The sequence below is a fragment of the Citrobacter sp. FDAARGOS_156 genome (assembly GCF_001559235.2).
GTDB lineage: Bacteria > Pseudomonadota > Gammaproteobacteria > Enterobacterales > Enterobacteriaceae > Citrobacter > Citrobacter youngae.
The window spans coordinates 460695-479041 of the sequence record NZ_CP014030.2; the positions used below are offsets into that span (position 1 = coordinate 460695).

The window sequence follows — 18347 nt, forward strand, 5'->3', positions numbered from 1 at the left end:
GGGTCTTACGTAGGCCGGATAAGCGAAGCGCCATCCGGCAATCGTGTTTCATTTATTGCCGGATGGCGACGCGGGGCGTCTTATCCGGCCTACAAGCCTGGCGTCACAGTTAGCCACGTTTGCTCAAAATCTCTTTTTCATAAGCGCGCACACTTTCCAGCCACTGGCTGCCCGCTGGCGTGTCGTGACGCTGGCAATACATCTCCCAGACGGCCTGCCACGGCAGCGATTTTTGCTCTTCCAGCAGAGCCAGACGTGCGGTGTAGTCGCCGCTGGCTTCAAGCTGGCGCAGTTGCCCGGTCGGTTCTAGCAGCGCGCGCAGCAGGGCTTTTTTCATATTGCGGGTGCCGATCACCCACGCGGCGATGCGGTTGATGGAGGCGTCGAAGAAGTCGAGGCCGATGTGTACGCGGTCAAACAGGTTGTGGCGCACGATCTCGCTGGCAATCGCCTGCGTTTCATCATCCAGCAGCACCACGTGATCGCTGTCCCAACGCACCGGACGGCTGACATGCAGCAGCAGGCGCGGCACGTACAGCATGGCGGCGGAGATCTTGTCGGAAATCACTTCGGTCGGGTGGAAGTGACCCGCATCCAGGCACAGCGCCGTCTGGCGGCTGGTGGCATAACCCATATAGAACTCGTTAGAGCCGACGGTGTAGCTTTCTGCACCAATACCAAACAGTTTGCTCTCGACGGCATCGATATGGTGCGCCGGGTCGAGTTTCTCGCTGATCACTTCGTCCAGCGCGTCCAGCAGACGCTGGCGCGGCGCTAAACGATCAACGGTGATGTCTTTCATGCCATCCGGGATCCAGATGTTCATCACTGATGGCGTACCCAACTGCTCGCCAAAATACGCCGAGACGCGACGGCTGGCTTTGCAGTGGTCAATCCAGAACTGGCGAATGGTGTCATCGGCGTGGGCCAGCGTGAAACCGTCGGCACTCAGCGGATGTGAGAAGCAGGACGGGTTGAAATCCAGCCCTAGCTGGTTCGCTTTCGCCCACTCAACCCAGTTTTTGAAGTGTTCAGGTTTGATTTGGTCGCGGGCAACTGGCGTATCAGACTCCAGATAGATCGCATGCAAATTCAGACGTTTTGGACCCGGGATCAGGCTCAGCGCCTGCTCCAGATCGGCACGCAGTTCGCTGGCGTTACGCGCTTTGCCCGGATAGTTACCGGTTGCCTGAATTCCACCCGTGAGCGAACCTTCCGGGTTTTCGAATCCGGCTACGTCGTCGCCCTGCCAGCAGTGCATGGAGACCGGCAGACGATCGAGCTGGCGTAATGCTTCCTCGACATCAATACCTACCGCTGCGAAACGCAGTTTTGCCAGTTCCCAGGCTTGTTCAAGTTGAGTGGTCATGCGCAAAGCTCCTTTGTCTGTCGTAATGGTTGAAACTGCGCTTTGTGGCGGGCAATTTCACTTTCAGGATTGGGGATGAAGGTGGTCAGGTCGTAGTTGGCACGCACCACCTGACGGAAATCATCGACGTTGTTAAGCTCGTCCAGCGTCATCAACTGGACGCCAATATTGCCGAGCGTGGAGGCCTCAATAGGCCCGGATATGACGCGAATACCGCAGGCGTCCGCGCAAAGCTGGTTGAGTAATGCGTTCTGGCACCCACCGCCGACGATGTGCAGTTGGTGAAATGCTTCGCCGCGAAGCTCAGCCAGTTCCTGCAGGATATCGGCGTACAGCAACGCCAGACTGTCGAAAATACAGCGCGCCAGTTCGGCGTTTTGCTGAGGAACGGGCTGGCCTGATTCACGACAGGCCGCCTGAATTTCCGCACTCATATCGTCAGGATTGATAAAGCGCTCGTCGTTGGGGTTAATCAGAAACTGGCAGGCCGGCAGCGCCTGGGTTTGAGCGATAAGGGCAGGCAGGTCGGTTATCTGCCGCTCTTTTAACACGCGCTGAAGTAGCCACAGCCCCATGATGTTTTTCAGCACGCGGTAGCGCCCTTCCGCGCCCCCTTCGTTGGTGATGTTCGCCGCCAGTGCCGCATCGTTGGCATATGGGGTTCGGCTTTCAAACCCCATCAGTGACCAGGTACCGGAAGAGAGATAGGCACTATTTTTATCGGCCAGCGGTGATGCGATCACTGCGCTGGCGGTGTCGTGGCTGGCGACGGCAACCACCGGGATTTGATTTTTCTGTGGACAAATCCAGTAACCAATTACGTTCCCCGGATGCGTGGGGCGGCCAAACCACGTTGTGTCGGCACCGCTCCAGGCCAGCAGGGTTTCGTCCCAGTCGTCGGTGTTGATATTGACTAACTGGGTGGTGGTGGCGTTGGTGTATTCCCAGTTCAGTTCGCCGGTCAGGCGATAGCTGAAGTAATCGGGGATCAGCAGGGCATGCGCCACCTGGGGGATGAGTTCCGGTTGCTGCTCGACCAGCGCGCGGAGCTGATACAGGGTATTAAAGGGCAGAAACTGAATGCCGCTACGGTGATAGATGTCACTTTTACCTGGCTGCGTCATGGCCCGCGACATAATGCCGTTCGTGCGGCTATCGCGATAAGAGACTGGCAACCCAACGCGCTGACCGTTTTTATCGATCAGGACATAATCCACGCCCCAGGTATCAATGCCGATGCTGTCGATCCGAATGCCTTGATCGCAGACTTTCTTCAGCCCCAGACGAATGTCGTTTTCCAGGCTATCGATGTCCCAGGTGTCAAAACCGTCTGTTTTTTGCAGACAGTTAACAAAGCGGTGGATTTCACGCAGTGTCAGGGTACGGTGTTTACTGTCGTAACGCGCCAGCATTACGCGTCCACTGGATGCACCGAGATCAACAGCGACACAATGGCGAAGAGTCATAGCGAGGTCCTTCTGAGTTTCATTGCACTCAGTCTAAGAACCCGTGAAATGGCGTACCTTCTTGTTAGTGACAGCGACAATACGCGGCTGGCAGCATGGCAAAGGTGAACGTGATAGCGTTCACAGTTTCTACTAATGGGGACGGTTTCACCTGATGTGACCCCTTCCGCAATTCCCGATCTTTCCCGCTATTTCTTGAAGAATTGACCGTGTTTACGCACTTTGGCGTCAAAAATTTAAGGTGAGGGTGATAACCCTTAATTACTATTCAGCCATGTTCATTTGATCGGGGGGGATGTCATTATGACCGTATTGCATTGCGTGGATTTTTTTCCGACAGGTAAAGCGCCCGTGGCGATTGAGCCCCGGCTTCCTCAGCCTGCCTTTCCAGAACATCATCATGATTTTCATGAAATTGTAGTGGTTGAACATGGTACGGGAATTCATGTGTTCAATGGACAGCCTTATACCATTAGCGGGGGAACGGTGTGTTTTGTCCGCGATCATGACAGACACTTATATGAACATACTGACAACCTGTGTCTGACCAATATTCTGTATCGTTCCCCGGATGCGTTTCAGTTTTTGGCCGGGCTGAATCAGTTGTTACCCCAGGAGCTGAATGGGCAATATCCGTCACACTGGCGGGTGAATCAGAGCGTGTTGCAGCAGGTTCGGCATCTGGTGGGGCAAATGGAAAATCTTGGAGAGGCAATGGATACGCCAACGGCGGCAAATCGTGAGATCTTGTTCATGCAGCTGTTGGTGCTGTTGCGTAAAAGCAGCCTGATGGAAGCGGCAACAGATAATGATGCGCGACTGAACCAACTACTGGCATGGCTGGAGGATAACTTTGCCGACGAAGTGTGCTGGGAAGCTGTAGCCGAGCAGTTTTCGCTCTCTTTACGGACTTTGCACCGCCAGCTTAAACAACAGACCGGGCTGACGCCACAGCGCTATCTCAACCGCCTACGGCTTATCAAAGCCCGCCATTTGCTACGTCACAGTGATGACAGCGTGACGGACATCGCTTATCGTTGTGGGTTCGGTGACAGTAACCATTTTTCGACGCTGTTTCGCCGGGAGTTTAACTGGTCGCCGCGCGATATCCGACAGGGACGCGATGTCATTACTGGAAGCAGCCTCCAGTAACGCGAAAGCTATCAACGTTTTTTGCCGTCCGTTTGCTGATAATCATACCCTTTTATGCCGGATGGCGGCTGTGCCTTGTCCGGCCTACGTGGATGCCTTGTAGACCGGATAAACGTAGCGCATCCGGCAAGCGTTCAGGTTGAGGTGATGTGATGGTGAATCATCTGGTCCTTCTGAAATCAGACTTTTTTGCGAATGACCACCAGGCCGTCGCGGTGGCCGATCGTTACCCACAGGATGTGTTTGCCGAACATACTCATGAGTTTTGCGAGCTGGTGATGGTATGGCGCGGCAATGGCCTGCATGTTCTCAACGATCGCCCGTACCGGATAACCCGCGGCGATCTGTTTTATATCCGTGCCGAAGACAAACACTCCTACACCTCAGTTAACGATCTCGTCCTGCAAAATATCATTTACTGCCCGGAACGGCTGACGCTGAATGTCGGCTGGGAAAGCGCGATCCCAGGATTTAACGGCTCGCCGCGACAGCCCCACTGGCGGCTTGGCAGCGCGGGTATGTCCCAGGCCCGGCAGATAATTAGTCAGCTTGAACATGAGAGTAATCAGCGTGACCCGCTGGCTTTTGAAATGGCCGAGTTGCTGTTTGGGCAACTGGTGACTCATTTCAAACGGCACCGCTATGCCACGGATACGCTGCCAGCGACATCAAGTGAAACGTTGTTGGATAAGCTGATTACCGCGTTGGCCGGGAGTCATGAACATGCCTTTGCGCTGGATAAATTCTGTGAGCAGGAACAGTGCAGTGAGCGAGTTTTGCGTCAGCAGTTTCGCAGCCAGACAGGGATGACCATCAATCAGTATCTCCGCCAGGTACGGGTTTGCCATGCTCAGTATCTGCTTAAGCACAGTAGACTGATGATCAGTGAAATTTCTATGCGCTGCGGCTTTGAGGACAGTAACTACTTTTCGGTGGTATTTACGCGGGAAACCGGGATGACGCCGAGCCAGTGGCGTCATCTCAGTAGCCCGAATGATTAACTGGCCATCCCCAGACCGACAATATTTGCCGCGAGAATAATGACCACGCAGCCGAGACTCAGTACGCTGACCGGACGGCGGCCCGCGTTTTTCCACTCTTTCAGCACCAGACCAACAATACCGCCGCACAGGACATAGAAGCTCATGTGCAGCATCCAACTGACATAATCATACTGCGCCGGAATGCGAGCGTGGCCCCAGGCGTAGAAGAAGAATTGCAGATACCACATCAGGCCACCGAGCGCGGACAGTAGCACGTTGGTGATGATCAGCGGTTTGGCTAACGAGAAGTCGGCTTTTATCGAAAGATCTTTCACTTTTGCCAAACGAATAAAACAGAAGCCCAGGTTGACTAAAGCACCGCCGCCCATGATGACGACATAGCTTGGTAGCGCGACATACAGCGGATCAACACCCAGCGCGGCAGCTGCATCGTGCATGGGTTTCGCCGCGTTCATCGCAAAGGACATCCCGGCAGAGAAAATGCCGCACATTACCGCCAGCACCAGCCCCTTCTTCAGGTTGAACTCTTCTGCTTTGATGCCCATTTTACGTTCTTTCAACTGTCCTGCGCGGGTCACAATGCCCACGCCAATCAGCGCGACCAATACGCCCAGTAGCGTCATGCGCCCGCCATCGGTGCTGATCAGCACATCAAAGTTACCGTTGATGATAGGGGTCATTAGCGTGCCGACAATCAGGGTAATACCAATCGCAATACCAATCCCCATCGACATGCCGAGATAGCGCATGGTCAGGCCATAGTTGATATTACCGATCCCCCACATCGCGCCAAACAGAAATACCGGTGCCAGCGTGGAGAGGCTAAAAGAACTGAAGTAGGCCCAGAAGTTGGGAAGCAACATGGCGCTGATGGTCCATGGCAGGATAAGCCAGGAGACGACCCCGCCAACCGACCACATTGTTTCCCATGACCAATGTTTAACTTGTTTGAACGGGGCATAGAAACAGGCTGCGCTGGCTGCACCTATCAAATGCCAAAGAATACCCATCGTAATCGCGTTACTCATGACTGAATCCTCGTTATTTTTTATCGTCGGTCATAACCCCTCCGACACAACGAGTTTAAAAATTACGCAGATGATTAACCTTTTGACGATTGCCGCCTTTGTCCTCTTGTTGGCAATCATCACGTTAACTGGGTGATTTGGCTCACATCTTCAGTAATGGTGATGAATAATTAAGACCCTGTAAAAAGTACGGCATTGATAATCATTTTCAATATCATTTAATTAACTATAATGACCCAACTGCTTACGCGGCGTTAACACTGGCCGCCCGACAATACTGGAGATGATTATGAGTTATACACTGCCATCCCTGCCGTACGCTTATGATGCCCTTGAACCGCACTTCGATAAGCAGACGATGGAAATCCACCATACCAAACACCACCAGGCTTACGTAAACAACGCTAATGCTGCGCTGGAAAGCCTGCCTGAATTCGCGAGCCTGTCTGCTGAAGAGTTGATCACCAAACTGGATCAGCTGCCTGCGGATAAGAAAACCGTTCTGCGTAACAACGCTGGCGGTCACGCTAACCACAGCCTGTTCTGGAAAGGCCTGAAAACCGGTACCACGCTGCAGGGCGACCTGAAAGCGGCTATCGAACGTGACTTCGGTTCCGTTGACAACTTCAAAGCTGAATTTGAAAAAGCAGCAGCCACTCGTTTCGGTTCCGGCTGGGCGTGGCTGGTTCTGAAAGGTGACAAACTGGCTGTTGTTTCCACCGCTAACCAGGATTCCCCGCTGATGGGTGAAGCTATCTCTGGCGCTTCCGGCTTCCCGATCGTGGGCCTGGACGTTTGGGAACACGCTTACTACCTGAAATTCCAGAACCGTCGCCCGGACTACATCAAAGCGTTCTGGGACGTGGTGAACTGGGACGAAGCTGCTGCACGTTTCGCCGCGAAAAAATAAGTTCGACGCGTTAACTAAGCCCCTGCAAGCGATGCCTGCGGGGGCTTTTTTGTGATCAAAATCAATATAAAAACAATGATCCATTTAAATTGAAACAAGGTTTTATTATGCGAGTGGGATCACTTTTATAGTTTCTGCGAATGTCTATCTTCTTTTCATCAAGACGGGCGCATCTCAAAAGCAAGATGCAGTCGCCCATAAAAATTGCCCCATTTTTATGTCTACAGGTGATGGAAATGCAGATCAAACGTACGATAGAGAAAATCCCAGGCGGTATGATGTTGGTGCCGCTGTTTCTGGGCGCGTTGTGTCACACCTTTTCCCCCGGCGCCGGGAAATACTTCGGCTCATTTACCAACGGTATGATCACCGGTACGGTGCCGATTCTGGCAGTCTGGTTCTTTTGCATGGGGGCATCGATTAAGCTGAGCGCTACCGGAACCGTACTGCGTAAATCCGGCACGTTAGTGATAACCAAGATCCTGGTCGCATGGGTGGTAGCGGCGATTGCATCGCGCATTCTTCCTGAACATGGCGTGGAAGTGGGGTTCTTTGCCGGATTGTCCACGCTGGCGCTGGTGGCCGCAATGGATATGACTAACGGCGGGCTGTATGCCTCGATTATGCAGCAGTACGGCACCAAAGAAGAGGCTGGGGCGTTTGTCCTGATGTCGCTGGAGTCTGGCCCGTTGATGACCATGGTGATTCTGGGAACCGCCGGGATTGCTTCGTTTGAACCGCATGTATTTGTAGGGGCGGTATTGCCGTTCCTGATTGGTTTTGCGCTGGGTAATCTGGATCCTGAGCTGCGGGAATTCTTCAGTAAGGCCGTGCAGACGCTGATCCCTTTCTTCGCCTTCGCATTAGGTAACACCATTGATTTGAGCGTGATTGCACAGACCGGCGTACTGGGTATTCTGCTGGGCGTGGCGGTGATTATAATCACCGGTATCCCGCTGATTATTGCCGATAAACTGATTGGCGGCGGCGATGGTACGGCGGGAATTGCGGCGTCCAGTTCTGCTGGCGCGGCCGTTGCCACGCCGGTGCTGATTGCGGAAATGGTTCCGGCGTTCAAACCCATGGCGCCGGCGGCAACCTCTCTGGTGGCGACGTCAGTGATTGTAACCTCCATCCTCGTGCCGATTATCACCTCCATCTGGTCGAAAAGAGCCAAAGCCAGAGCGGCGGCAATCGATATACGCAACGCGGTGAAGTAACGTGATTAAGCCGGATGGTTTGCACCATCCGGCTTAACCGTTTTAACCCTTGATTACAAACACCTCATCAATTGTTCGACACTCACTTTCATTCAACTCCCCGCCTGCATTACGTGAAACCCCGGTGCAATAGCCAAACTTACGCGATACCACGGTTTTGATGGTGGTGACGAAATCCTCACCGATGGCGTAGATGGACATGTAGGTGCCAATCTGGTCCTGAATATCGCGAAGTGCAGCCAGATCCCCCTGCTTGAAGGCTTCTCGTGCGCTGACAAACAGCTCCGGCATGACGTTGTTTAATCCTGAAATAACCCCTGCGCCGCCTGCCAGCAGGTTAGGAATATAGTATTCGTCATAGCCGGATAGCACGGCAAAATCTTCGCGTACGGCGCGGGTGGTCTGGATCATGCTGCGGGTGTGGGACTGGCAGTCGACGGTATCTTTGATGCCTGCGAAGTTGGGGAACTCAGAGGCAAGGGTGGCAACCAGTTCAGGCGTTAAGTCGCAACCGGTTCGCGCCGGGAAGTTATAGGCAAACCATTTGCCGCTGAGTTTCTGCCCCAATTGACGGAAGTAGCTCAGGAGCTGTTTCGCCGTTTGCCCGTAATAGTAAGGTGGTAGGATCATCACGGCATCGTAACCGGCGCGATACGCTTCCTGTGCCATCAACAGCACATCGTTCTGGCAAGTGGATGAGACGTTGGCGACCATCTTCAGCGAGCTCATGGCACGGGCTTCACGGATCAGCAACAGCCTTTCCTCGAGCGTAAAGGAGGCAAATTCCCCGATGCTGCCCATCAACAAAATCACGTCGATGTTGGCCTCTGTAAGGCGTTTGAGATGCTGGCTCAGACCGTTAAGATCGATCTTGCCGTCATTGTCCATTGGCGTAATGGAAGGACACCAGACGCCAGCAAATTGCGATTGACCAGTCACGTTGTCGACTCCTTATTTGAAATGATGTTTCAAAACCAGCTTACATTGATAGCATGTGTCCCTAACTTTCATGTGAACCGTGCTCTCATTTTGAGCGACTGGGGTAAAATAAATGTGGTGTAATGGGAGAAATTTATCGGGAGAGGGAACAGATGCGATATCCGGTCGATGTTTTTACAGGCAAGATTCGGGACTACACGGGAAGCCGTCCCAGCGCGATTGCTAAAGTTCAGGTTGATGGCGAGTTGATGCTGACCGATCTGGGGCTCACGGGCGATGAACAGGCGGAGACTAAAATTCACGGCGGGCCGGATCGCGCGTTGTGCCACTATCCGCGTGAACACTATCAGCACTGGATACAAGAATTCCCTGAACAGGCGGAGTTATTTGTCGCCCCCGCCTTTGGGGAGAACCTCTCAACGCTTGGGCTGACAGAAGAGAATGTCTATATCGGCGATATTTTCCAGTGGGGCGAGGCGTTGATTCAGGTCACGCAGCCACGTTCACCGTGTTTTAAGCTGAATTTCCATTTTGGCATTAGCGATATGGCAAGTCAGATGCAGGCCTCGGGGAAGATAGGCTGGCTGTACAGTGTTATCGCGCCGGGCATGGTGTCGGCGGATGCGCCGCTGGTACTGGCATCGCGCGTGAGCGATGTCAGTCTGCGGGAGGCGATTGCTATTGCCTGGCATATGCCGTTTGATGATTCGCAATATCACCGTTTACTGTCGGCTGCAGGGCTATCGAAAAGCTGGACCAGAACGATGCAAAAACGCCGTTTAAGCGGCAAGATCGAGGACAATTCCCGCCGTTTGTGGGGGAAATAATTCCCCCTGTCCGTGGAGGCCGGATGAGGCATTACGCCGCCATCCGGCAACACAGAGAGACTCAGGAACGCTTATACAACGGTAACCAAATTACCAGCCGTAAACCACCCAGCGGGCTGTCTTCGGCCTTCACCCAGCCACGATGCTGCTGGATTGCGGTTTCAACAATCGCCAGACCCAGACCTGTTCCGCCAGACTCGCGATCGCGCGCCTCATCGGTACGATAGAACGGACGGAAAATCTGTTCTCTGTCTTCAGGGCTTACGCCTGGGCCATCGTCGTCCACGGTGATGGTAATCCCGTCGATATCCACCGCAAAGCCCACTTCGATCTTCGTATGTGAATAGCGTAGGGCATTGCGCACAATGTTTTCCAGCGCACTTTCCAGTGCGTTCGGGTTGCCATACAGCGGCCATGGTCCCGGCGGGAAATTCACTGTCAGCGATTTACCCATCTGCTCCGCTTCAAAGGCGGCGTTATCCAGCACTTCGCCCCACAGCTGATTAGCTTTCACCGTTTCACTGACCAGTGCGTTTTTCTGCTGATTACGTGACATCACCAGCAGGTCGTTGATCATGCTGTCCAGCCGGTGCGCTTCTGTTTCAATGCGCTCCAGCTCTTTGCTCTCACCGCTACGACGGCGCAGCAGCGCAGTCCCCAATTGCAAACGTGTTAGTGGCGTTCTCAACTCGTGAGAGATGTCCGACAGCAGGCGTTGCTGCGTGGTCATCATGCGTTCCAGCGCGGTCACCATCTGGTTAAAACTGGCACCTGCCGCCAGAAATTCCTGCGGGCCGGCTTCCAGTTCCGGATGCTGACGCAGGTTACCCTGTGCCACCTCATCCGCAGCATTTTTCAGCTTACGCGCCGGTTTCGCCAGGCTCCATGCCAGCCAAAGCAGCAGCGGCGAGCTGACGAGCATGGTGACGATCAGCAGCAACAGTGGCCGGTCAAACAACAGGTTGATGAAATCAGACTGTGAACTGCTGGCTGGTCGAATGAGATACAGCTGGTAGTTATCTTCCCCGTCTCTGACGGAGAAAGGCCCGACCATCTCAACGCGACCGTATTTTTTCTTCTGCGGATGGTCAGCGTTATCAGCCTGACCAATAAAGTTGCGAATGATCTGCATTTCGTTGCGTTCTGCGCCGATCACACGTCCTTCTGTAGTGACAAGCAATAACCGCTGTCCTGGCGGCGCCCACTTGTCGATAGCACGGAACAGGCGACGCCACCACATCAGATCGTTGGGTGGGTCGTTCGCCAGCTCAGCTTCAACGTGTTGCTCGATCATCAACCCCTGGCGCTGCTCGCTGTCCAGTAGCTCGGTCATCTGGCGTGAGTCGAGCTTGGGCAGCATCAGTACCAACATCAACACCAGCGCCAGCGTTAACCAGAAGATGGCAAAGATGCGTGCGGTTAAGCTTCCTATCATGAAGCGGAGACCATCAGGTAGCCGCGACCACGCAGGGTTTTAAACCAGGGGTGCCCGTCTTTCCGCTCTGGCAGCTTACGGCGCAGGTTCGAGATGTGCATGTCGATCGCGCGGTCAAACGGCGTCAGGCGTTTGCCCAGCACTTCCTGACTCAGGTGTTCACGAGAAACTACCTGGCCGAGATGCTGTGCCAGTAAATAAAGCAGGGTGAATTCGGTGCCGGTTAACTCCAGGGTTTGCCCATCAAAACTGGCTTCCTGGCGACCCGGATTCAGACTTAACGCATCCACTTCCAGCGTCGGCGAGCCATTGTCGCTGGTCTGCTGTTGTTCGCTCCAGTGAGAGCGGCGCAGAATAGCGCGGATACGCGCGACCAGTTCGCGGTCATTAAACGGTTTGGGTAAATAGTCGTCCGCGCCCAGCTCAAGGCCGAGTACGCGATCCAATTCGCTGCCGCGAGCGGTCAGCATGATTACGGGCGTCTGGTGTGTCTGGCGAAGCGCTTTCAGTGTATCGATGCCGTTTTTCTTCGGCATCATGACGTCGAGCAAAAGTAAATCGATGCTGTCATCCAGAAGCTCAAGTGCCTGCTCCCCATCATGGGCAACCAGCACATCGAAACCTTCCATTTCGAGCAACTCCTTTAACAGGGAAGTCAGCTCTCGGTCATCATCAACTAACAGGATTTTATTCATTGTTTACGTACCTCCGAGGCAGAAATTACGTCATCAGGCGTCGCTAATCTATGACTTTACGTTGTTTTACACCCCCTGACGCATGTTTGCAGCCCGAATCGTAAACTGTCTCTCGTTGAATCGCGACAGAAAAGATTTTGGGAGCAAGTGATGGGCAAAGTTACCGCTGCCGTCATGGCCTCAACGCTGGCACTCAGTACTTTGAGCCATGCAGCTGAAGTCGTCACAGGCGATCACTGGCACCTGGGTGAAGGCTCCTCGCAGCGCAGCGTACAGAGCCACATGTTTGACGGTATCAGTTTAACCGAACATCAACGTCAACAGATGCGAGATTTAATGCAGCAGGCAAGACACGAACAGCCTCCTGTTAATGTTAGCGAAATGGAGACAATGCATCGTCTTGTCACCGCAGAGAAATTTGATGAAAGCGCTGTGCGCGCTCAGGCAGAAAAAATGGCACAAGAACAGGTTGCCCGCCAGGTTGAAATAGCCAGGGTCCGCAACCAGATGTATCGCCTGTTAACGCCCGAGCAGCAAGCGGTTTTAAATGAGAAACATGAACAACGAATGGAGCAACTGCGCGACGTAGCGCACTGGAAACAAAGCTCATCGTTAAATTTATTGAGTAGTAGCAACTCACGTTCCCAGTAGTAACCCTGTTTTCCTTGCCATAGACACCATCCCTGTCTTCCCCCACATGATGTGGGGGTTTTTTTTGCCCAAAATTTGTCACTCGGTAATTGCCTGACTGTTTTACTTCATCCGTTATACTAGCGGCATATCCTGGCAGGAGTGTTTATGAATCAAACCTATGGGCGGCTGGTTAGCCGGGCGGCAATCGCGGCTACCGTGATGGCATCGCTGTTACTTTTGATCAAAATTTTTGCGTGGTGGTACACCGGATCGGTCAGTATTCTGGCTGCACTGGTGGATTCTCTGGTGGACATCGCGGCGTCGTTAACCAACCTGTTGGTGGTGCGCTATTCGTTGCAACCGGCCGATGATGAACATACGTTCGGACACGGAAAAGCGGAATCGCTGGCGGCGCTGGCGCAAAGCATGTTTATTTCCGGTTCGGCGCTGTTTTTATTCCTGACCGGGATTCAGCATCTCATCCAACCGACGCCGATGAAAGATCCTGGCGTTGGGGTGGTGGTCACCATCATTGCGTTAGTGTGTACAATCATTCTGGTCACGTTTCAGCGCTGGGTGGTGAAACGTACGCAAAGTCAGGCTGTACGGGCAGATATGCTTCATTATCAGTCTGATGTTATGATGAACGGTGCGATTCTCGTGGCGCTTGGACTGGCCTGGTACGGTTGGCATCGTGCGGATGCCTTGTTTGCGCTCGGGATTGGCATCTATATTTTATATAGTGCATTACGCATGGGGTATGAGGCAGTGCAATCCTTGTTGGATCGCGCCTTACCCGATGAGGAACGTCAGGAAATTATTGATATAGTGACGTCATGGCCCGGTGTCAGCGGCGCTCACGATCTTCGCACGCGGCAGTCAGGGCCGACCCGCTTTATTCAGATTCATTTGGAAATGGAAGATAATCTGCCGCTCGTTCAGGCGCATTTAGTGGCTGAGCAGGTGGAGCAGGCAATTTTACGGCGTTTCCCGGGATCGGATGTGATTATTCACCAGGATCCCTGTTCAGTCGTACCCAAGGAAGGCAAGATGTTTGAGCTTTCATAATTCGTTGTAAAAAAGTGAGCCGGGCCAGCATTTTGTGTATAAATTACCACCATTTGGCCTGACCTGAATCAATTCAGCAGGAAGTGATTGTTATACTATCTGCATATTCGTTGGATCGTTTCGATATGCGGAATCGACTTCCGGCAGCAGATTTCATTTTGCATTCCAAAGTTCAGAGGTAGTCATGATTAAGAAAATCGGTGTGTTGACAAGCGGCGGTGATGCGCCGGGCATGAACGCAGCAATCCGTGGTGTTGTACGTGCAGCGTTAACGGAAGGACTGGAAGTCATGGGGATCCATGATGGCTACCTGGGTTTGTATGAAGACCGTATGGTCCAGCTTGACCGCTACAGCGTGTCCGACATGATCAACCGTGGTGGTACTTTCCTCGGTTCTGCTCGCTTCCCGGAATTCCGCGACGAAAATGTGCGTGCAGTGGCTATCGAAAATCTGAAGAAACGTGGCATCGATGCATTAGTTGTTATTGGTGGTGACGGTTCTTACATGGGTGCAAAACGCCTGACTGAAATGGGCTTCCCGTGCATCGGCTTGCCGGGCACTATCGACAACGATATTAAAGGCACTGATTACACCATCGGTTACTTCACCGCATTGGGTACCGTCGTCGAAGCGATTGACCGTCTGCGTGATACTTCTTCTTCTCACCAGCGTATCTCCATCGTTGAAGTGATGGGGCGTTACTGCGGCGACCTGACCCTGGCTGCAGCAATTGCCGGTGGCTGTGAATTTGTCGTGGTTCCGGAAGTTGAATTTAGCCGTGATGATCTGGTTGCTGAAATCAAAGCCGGTATCGCAAAAGGTAAAAAACACGCCATCGTCGCGATCACTGAGCACATGTGTGATGTTGATGAACTGGCACATTACATTGAGAAAGAAACGGGCCGTGAAACGCGTTCTACCGTACTGGGTCATATCCAGCGTGGTGGTTCTCCGGTTCCTTACGATCGTATTCTGGCGTCCCGTATGGGCGCATATGCTATTGAACTGCTGCTGGCAGGTCATGGCGGTCGCTGTGTCGGTATTCAGAACGAGCAGCTGGTTCACCACGACATCATCGACGCTATCGAAAACATGAAGCGTCCGTTCAAAGGTGACTGGCTGGACTGCGCGAAAAAACTGTACTGATTGTTTTTGGTTGCCCGGTGGCGCTTCGCTTACCGGGCCTACAACGTGTACTCTTGTAGGCCGGATAAGGCGTAAGCCGTCATCCGGTACAACCTTCCTCATTTATTCCCCAGAGTTATAGCAAATCTTTTTTTATTCTTTAATGTTTGGATGCCTTTCTGGCACGCTTTGCTCATCACAACATCACATAAGAGAGCTGGGCGATGAACAAATGGGGCGTAGGGTTAACATTATTGCTGGCATCGACCAGCGTACTGGCAAAGGATATTCAGTTACTTAACGTATCGTATGATCCAACGCGTGAACTGTACGAGCAGTACAATAAAGCCTTCAGCGCGCACTGGAAGCAGGAAACGGGCGACAACGTCGTGATCCGCCAGTCGCATGGTGGTTCGGGTAAACAGGCGACTTCCGTCATCAACGGCATTGAAGCCGATGTCGTGACGCTGGCACTGGCATACGACGTGGATGCCATTGCTGAACGTGGTCGAATTGATAAAAACTGGATTACGCGCCTGCCGGACAACTCCGCGCCTTACACCTCCACCATCGTGTTCCTGGTCCGCAAAGGCAACCCCAAACAAATTCATGACTGGAACGATTTGATCAAACCGGGCGTGTCAGTGATTACACCAAACCCGAAAAGCTCAGGCGGCGCACGCTGGAACTATCTGGCGGCATGGGGCTATGCCCTGCACCACAACAACAACGATCAGGCCAAAGCGCAGGACTTCGTCAAAGCACTGTTTAAAAACGTTGAAGTGCTGGATTCCGGTGCGCGTGGTTCAACCAATACCTTCGTAGAACGCGGTATCGGTGATGTGCTGATCGCCTGGGAAAACGAAGCGCTGCTGGCAACGAACGAACTGGGTAAAGATAAATTCGAGATAGTGACGCCGAGTGAATCTATTCTCGCGGAGCCGACCGTTTCCGTCGTCGATAAAGTGGTGGAAAAGAAAGACACCAAAGCGGTGGCAGAGGCTTATCTGAAGTATCTCTACTCTCCGGAAGGTCAGGAAATTGCAGCGAAAAACTACTATCGTCCACGTGATGCAGACGTCGCGAAGAAATACGAAAATGCATTTCCGAAGCTGAAGCTGTTCACCATCGACGAAGAGTTTGGCGGCTGGACGAAAGCGCAGAAAGAGCACTTTTCTAACGGCGGTACGTTCGACCAGATCAGCAAACGCTAAATAAGTCTGTGATTTACCGACCCGGTGGCTTAGCGCGACCGGGTTTTTTATTTGTCATCGTTTTGCGTTACTCTTGCGCCTCAATGGGATACAGGGAACGCGTAATGAAAAAAGCAGGTTATCTTTTACTGGCGGTTATGGTGGTTGCCGCCGCTGCGGGCGTTGGGTACTGGAAATTTAGCGGTAACCCGGACGCGTTACGCCAGATAGTCCTTGAACAATGCCTGCCACATCAATTGCAGCAGCACGATCCCGCGCCGTGTACTGAAGTTAAACCCGATGCCGGATATGTGGTATTCAAAGACCGAAACGGTCCGCTGCAATATCTGTTGATGCCCACTTACCGTATCAATGGTACGGAAAGCCCACTGCTGTTGAAATCAGGCACGCCGAACTTTTTCTGGTTGGCCTGGCAGGCGCGCAGCTTTATGAGCCAAAAATACGGGCACGAAATCCCTGACAAAGCGGTCTCGCTGACCATTAACTCGCGTAGCGGACGTACGCAAAATCATTTGCATATTCATATCTCCTGTCTGCGAACCGACGTCAGAACGCAACTGGATGATAATATAGCGGAAATCAGCACTCGCTGGTTGCCATTGCCCGGCGGATTGCGTGGGCATGAATATCTGGCGCGCCGCGTCACGGAAAATGAACTGGCGCAACGCAGCCCGTTTATGATGCTGGCAGAGGAGGTGCCGGATGCGCGCGAGCATATGGGCCGCTACGCCCTGGCAATGGTGCGTCAAAGCGACGAATCCTTTGTTCTGCTGGCGACCCAGCGCAATCTGCTGGCGCTCAATCTCGCCTCCGCTGAGGAAATTCAGGATCATCAATGTGATATTCTGCGTTAACCCCACCTAATCTGGCGTTTACTCCGCATGCCTGTCCCCGTATTCTTGTTGAAAAAAACAACAGGAGACAGGCATGTCGCTTTGGCTTACACACCCTCTGTTTATCCCCTCTCTGGTGGTTGGCATCACCATTCTGCTCTGGGCTACGTCGCTGCTGCCGGAGTTTATAACGGCGCTGCTGTTCTTTTCCGTGGCGATGGTGGCCAAAATCGCGCCACCGGATGTCATCTTTGGTGGCTTTGCCTCATCGGCGTTCTGGCTGGTTTTCAGTGGTTTTGTGCTGGGTATCGCGATTCGTAAAACGGGGCTGGCGGACAGGGCGGCGAGGGCATTGTCGTCAAGGCTGACAGACTCCTGGCCATTAATGGTCGCAAGCGTAGTGCTATTGAGTTACGCGCTGGCGTTCGTCATGCCGTCCAACATGGGACGTATTGCGCTGCTGATGCCGATTGTGGCGGCGATGGCGAAACGGGCTGGAATTAACGACGGCACGCGCGCCTGGTATGGTCTGGCGCTGGCTGTCGGGTTTGGGACGTTCCAGCTTTCCGCCACGATCTTACCTGCTAACGTACCAAACCTGGTGATGAGTGGCGCTGCGGAAGGCTCTTACGGCATCCACCTCAATTATCTTCCCTATTTGCTGCTGCATACGCCCGTGTTGGGTTGGCTAAAAGGCGCGGTACTTATTGGTCTTATCTGCTGGCTGTTTCCCGGCCAACCTCATGCTCCGCGCGATCTGACGCCACCTGAGCCAATGAGTCGTGATGAAAAACGTCTGGCCTGGATGTTAGCGGTGGTGCTGTTTCTGTGGGTCAGCGAAAGCTGGCATGGTGTGGGGCCGGCATGGACCGGGCTGGTGGCGGCGGTGATTACGCTGTTGCCGCGCGTAGGATTTATTAATGGCGAAGAATTTTCCAGTGGGGTGAATATCCGTACCTGCATTTACGTGGCGGGTATTCTGGGGCTGGCCATCACCGTGACACAGACCGGTATCGGTAGCGCGGTAGGCGAGGCGCTGTTACAGGTGATGCCGCTGGATGCGGACAAACCGTTTACCAGCTTCCTTGCATTGACCGGCATTACCACCGCGCTCAATTTCATCATGACGGCGAACGGCGTTCCGGCACTGTATACCACACTGGCACAAAGCTTTTCAGATGCGACCGGTTTCCCGCTACTCTCGGTGATTATGATTCAGGTACTGGGCTATTCCACACCGCTATTGCCGTATCAGGCTTCACCGATCGTGGTGGCGATGGCGCTTGGGAAAGTACCTGCAAGAGCTGGAATGCTGCTGTGTATCGCGCTGGCGGCGGCAACGTATCTGATACTGCTGCCGCTGGATTATCTGTGGTTTAGCGTGTTGGGGAAATTATAGTTGCATCAGAATGTTAATTTTTTGTTTTG

Annotated in this window: 17 protein-coding genes; 11 read left to right on the top strand and 6 right to left on the bottom strand. The window is 53.2% G+C overall.

The window, feature by feature from the left end:
* Positions 1–109: 109 nt before the first annotated feature.
* Positions 110–1369: an L-rhamnose isomerase gene (rhaA, locus tag AL515_RS02265; protein ID WP_061066962.1), complete on the bottom strand. Its 1260-nt coding sequence runs from the start codon at positions 1367–1369 to the stop codon at positions 110–112.
* Positions 1366–2835, bottom strand: coding sequence for a rhamnulokinase (rhaB, locus tag AL515_RS02270; RefSeq protein ID WP_061066963.1), 1470 nt, complete (start codon positions 2833–2835; stop codon positions 1366–1368). The genes rhaA and rhaB overlap by 4 nt, the downstream gene beginning before the upstream one ends.
* A gap of 303 nt (positions 2836–3138) precedes the next feature.
* Between rhaB and rhaS the strand changes: the two genes are divergently transcribed.
* Both rhaS and rhaR read left to right on the top strand, forming a co-directional pair.
* Complete coding sequence (rhaS, locus tag AL515_RS02275; RefSeq protein WP_048214016.1) at positions 3139–3987, top strand: HTH-type transcriptional activator RhaS; 849 nt, start codon at positions 3139–3141, stop codon at positions 3985–3987.
* Between the two features lie 152 nt (positions 3988–4139).
* Positions 4140–4988 carry an HTH-type transcriptional activator RhaR gene (gene rhaR, locus AL515_RS02280; RefSeq protein WP_048214015.1) on the top strand — a complete coding sequence of 283 codons (849 nt, stop codon included), beginning with the start codon at positions 4140–4142 and terminating at the stop codon, positions 4986–4988.
* Here rhaR and rhaT read toward each other — a convergent pair.
* Positions 4985–6019, bottom strand: a complete 1035-nt coding sequence (gene rhaT / locus AL515_RS02285; protein WP_061066964.1) for an L-rhamnose/proton symporter RhaT — start codon at positions 6017–6019, stop codon at positions 4985–4987. The genes rhaR and rhaT overlap by 4 nt on opposite strands.
* A 289-nt stretch (positions 6020–6308) precedes the next feature.
* On the opposite strand from rhaT, the gene sodA reads away from it, so the two are divergent.
* On the top strand, positions 6309–6929 hold the full coding sequence (sodA, locus tag AL515_RS02290; protein WP_005121766.1) for a superoxide dismutase [Mn]: 621 nt from the start codon (positions 6309–6311) through the stop codon (positions 6927–6929).
* A gap of 236 nt (positions 6930–7165) precedes the next feature.
* Positions 7166–8149 carry a 2-keto-3-deoxygluconate transporter gene (gene kdgT / locus AL515_RS02295; protein WP_048214013.1) on the top strand — a complete coding sequence of 328 codons (984 nt, stop codon included), beginning with the start codon at positions 7166–7168 and terminating at the stop codon, positions 8147–8149.
* 42 nt (positions 8150–8191) lie between these two features.
* Here kdgT and AL515_RS02300 read toward each other — a convergent pair whose 3' ends face one another.
* Positions 8192–9088: a dihydrodipicolinate synthase family protein gene (locus AL515_RS02300; RefSeq protein ID WP_061066965.1), complete on the bottom strand. Its 897-nt coding sequence runs from the start codon at positions 9086–9088 to the stop codon at positions 8192–8194.
* 152 nt (positions 9089–9240) lie between these two features.
* On the opposite strand from AL515_RS02300, the gene yiiM reads away from it, so the two are divergent.
* Entirely contained in the window at positions 9241–9915 is a 675-nt protein-coding gene (gene yiiM, locus AL515_RS02305; RefSeq protein ID WP_048214011.1) for a 6-hydroxyaminopurine reductase, read from the top strand.
* Between the two features lie 61 nt (positions 9916–9976).
* On the opposite strand, the gene cpxA is transcribed toward yiiM, so the two are convergent.
* A complete protein-coding gene (gene cpxA, locus AL515_RS02310) occupies positions 9977–11350 on the bottom strand; it encodes an envelope stress sensor histidine kinase CpxA (protein WP_003840485.1) in 1374 nt (457 codons plus the stop codon).
* The gene (cpxR, locus tag AL515_RS02315) at positions 11347–12045 is read right to left on the bottom strand and encodes an envelope stress response regulator transcription factor CpxR (protein ID WP_048214010.1); all 699 of its coding nucleotides are present in this window, start codon (positions 12043–12045) and stop codon (positions 11347–11349) included. The genes cpxA and cpxR overlap by 4 nt, the downstream gene beginning before the upstream one ends.
* A 150-nt stretch (positions 12046–12195) precedes the next feature.
* On the opposite strand from cpxR, the gene cpxP reads away from it, so the two are divergent.
* The 6 genes from cpxP to AL515_RS02345 all read left to right on the top strand — a co-directional run bounded on the left by cpxP (position 12196) and on the right by AL515_RS02345 (position 18318).
* On the top strand, positions 12196–12696 hold the full coding sequence (cpxP, locus tag AL515_RS02320) for a cell-envelope stress modulator CpxP (RefSeq protein ID WP_005121753.1): 501 nt from the start codon (positions 12196–12198) through the stop codon (positions 12694–12696).
* Between the two features lie 147 nt (positions 12697–12843).
* The gene (gene fieF, locus AL515_RS02325) at positions 12844–13746 is read left to right on the top strand and encodes a CDF family cation-efflux transporter FieF (RefSeq protein WP_048214007.1); all 903 of its coding nucleotides are present in this window, start codon (positions 12844–12846) and stop codon (positions 13744–13746) included.
* A 184-nt stretch (positions 13747–13930) separates the two neighbouring features.
* Positions 13931–14893, top strand: a complete 963-nt coding sequence (gene pfkA, locus AL515_RS02330) for a 6-phosphofructokinase (RefSeq protein WP_003028778.1) — start codon at positions 13931–13933, stop codon at positions 14891–14893.
* Between the two features lie 203 nt (positions 14894–15096).
* The gene (gene sbp, locus AL515_RS02335; RefSeq protein ID WP_048214006.1) at positions 15097–16086 is read left to right on the top strand and encodes a sulfate/thiosulfate ABC transporter substrate-binding protein Sbp; all 990 of its coding nucleotides are present in this window, start codon (positions 15097–15099) and stop codon (positions 16084–16086) included.
* 104 nt (positions 16087–16190) lie between these two features.
* Positions 16191–16940 carry a CDP-diacylglycerol diphosphatase gene (locus tag AL515_RS02340; protein ID WP_048214005.1) on the top strand — a complete coding sequence of 250 codons (750 nt, stop codon included), beginning with the start codon at positions 16191–16193 and terminating at the stop codon, positions 16938–16940.
* A gap of 73 nt (positions 16941–17013) precedes the next feature.
* Positions 17014–18318 (top strand): SLC13 family permease, encoded by a 1305-nt coding sequence (locus AL515_RS02345; RefSeq protein ID WP_061066966.1) that lies wholly within the window; start codon positions 17014–17016, stop codon positions 18316–18318.
* Positions 18319–18347: the final 29 nt, after the last annotated feature.

Bases quoted from the DNA above. Each gene is read 5' to 3' on its own strand.
- rhaA (WP_061066962.1), bottom strand. From the start codon at position 1,369: ATGACCACTCAACTTGAACAAGCCTGGGAACTGGCAAAACTGCGTTTC.
- rhaB (WP_061066963.1), bottom strand. From the start codon at position 2,835: ATGACTCTTCGCCATTGTGTCGCTGTTGATCTCGGTGCATCCAGTGGA.
- rhaS (WP_048214016.1), top strand. From the start codon at position 3,139: ATGACCGTATTGCATTGCGTGGATTTTTTTCCGACAGGTAAAGCGCCC.
- rhaR (WP_048214015.1), top strand. From the start codon at position 4,140: ATGGTGAATCATCTGGTCCTTCTGAAATCAGACTTTTTTGCGAATGAC.
- rhaT (WP_061066964.1), bottom strand. From the start codon at position 6,019: ATGAGTAACGCGATTACGATGGGTATTCTTTGGCATTTGATAGGTGCA.
- sodA (WP_005121766.1), top strand. From the start codon at position 6,309: ATGAGTTATACACTGCCATCCCTGCCGTACGCTTATGATGCCCTTGAA.
- kdgT (WP_048214013.1), top strand. From the start codon at position 7,166: ATGCAGATCAAACGTACGATAGAGAAAATCCCAGGCGGTATGATGTTG.
- yiiM (WP_048214011.1), top strand. From the start codon at position 9,241: ATGCGATATCCGGTCGATGTTTTTACAGGCAAGATTCGGGACTACACG.
- cpxA (WP_003840485.1), bottom strand. From the start codon at position 11,350: ATGATAGGAAGCTTAACCGCACGCATCTTTGCCATCTTCTGGTTAACG.
- cpxR (WP_048214010.1), bottom strand. From the start codon at position 12,045: ATGAATAAAATCCTGTTAGTTGATGATGACCGAGAGCTGACTTCCCTG.
- cpxP (WP_005121753.1), top strand. From the start codon at position 12,196: ATGGGCAAAGTTACCGCTGCCGTCATGGCCTCAACGCTGGCACTCAGT.
- fieF (WP_048214007.1), top strand. From the start codon at position 12,844: ATGAATCAAACCTATGGGCGGCTGGTTAGCCGGGCGGCAATCGCGGCT.
- pfkA (WP_003028778.1), top strand. From the start codon at position 13,931: ATGATTAAGAAAATCGGTGTGTTGACAAGCGGCGGTGATGCGCCGGGC.
- sbp (WP_048214006.1), top strand. From the start codon at position 15,097: ATGAACAAATGGGGCGTAGGGTTAACATTATTGCTGGCATCGACCAGC.
- AL515_RS02340 (WP_048214005.1), top strand. From the start codon at position 16,191: ATGAAAAAAGCAGGTTATCTTTTACTGGCGGTTATGGTGGTTGCCGCC.
- AL515_RS02345 (WP_061066966.1), top strand. From the start codon at position 17,014: ATGTCGCTTTGGCTTACACACCCTCTGTTTATCCCCTCTCTGGTGGTT.